At 42.2% G+C, this 973-nt stretch carries 1 protein-coding gene; it reads left to right on the forward strand.

Annotated elements, in window-relative coordinates; translation table 11 throughout:
• The coding region (locus DD606_RS25635; protein ID WP_139158405.1) for a reverse transcriptase family protein at positions 1-973 on the forward strand (973 nt) is incomplete at both ends.

The following is a 973-nucleotide window of genomic DNA, read 5'->3' on the forward strand; positions in this document are numbered from 1 at the left end:
AAAAGAACAAGCGCAACAGAGAATACACGGAGTCCAAGTTAGAACGTAGAAACAAGTACAGAGAGCTCAAGAAAACTCTGAAGAAAGTTTGGACGACAGAAATTGAGAGCGGAGAGGACGAAAACGTCAAAATCAAGGAAAACATGGATGTTCCCTCTCACTATAGGAAATTCACAATAGAGAATAGGAAGGTGATATTAACCCCACCTATTCGAGAGAGGAAGGAGAAAGAATCTTATGACGGACCGGAGGATGCAAAAAAAGTTGATTTAGCAGCTCCAGGTGAGCCACCTAGACCGGTCTACATAGCCACAGATTTGTCTCCAGGCGAGGAAGAGAGACTTTTGAGTCTTCTCAGAGAGTATAGGGATGTGTTTGCATGGTCTTATAAGGACTTAAAGGGAGTTGACCCATCGATATGCCAACACTCAATCCCACTGAAACAAGACGCAAAGCCTAGCAGACAGAGACCATACACATATAATGATACTTTTGCTAAGCGAATCAAGGAAGAGATAGATAAGCTAATGGAAGCTGAATTCATATACGAGATTGAACACACCGATTGGGTATCTCCGATTGTGGTGGTACCCAAGAAGAACGGAAAACTTCGAGTGTGTGTCAACTTAAAGAAAGTGAATGCTGCAACAATCAGGGACAATTATCCCCTGCCGATAACTGATCATGTTTTAGAGCGTGTATCAGGGAAAACAACATACTCCTTTCTTGATGGTTTTTCAGGATATAACCAGCTAGCCATAGCACCGGAAGATCAACATAAAACAGCTTTTGCAACGGAGTGGGGAATTTATGCTTATCGGGTTATGCCTTTTGGTCTAACCAATGCTCCCGCAACCTTCCAGAGGCTGATGACGCATGCTTTCAAAGAATACTTAAGGTTGTTTCTAGAAATATACATGGATGACTTATGTGTACATTCTCTTCTGAGAGATGAGCATCTAGAACACCTAAG

The organism is Enterobacter cloacae complex sp. GF14B, assembly GCF_004136805.1.
GTDB classification, from domain to species: domain Bacteria; phylum Pseudomonadota; class Gammaproteobacteria; order Enterobacterales; family Enterobacteriaceae; genus Enterobacter; species Enterobacter hormaechei_C.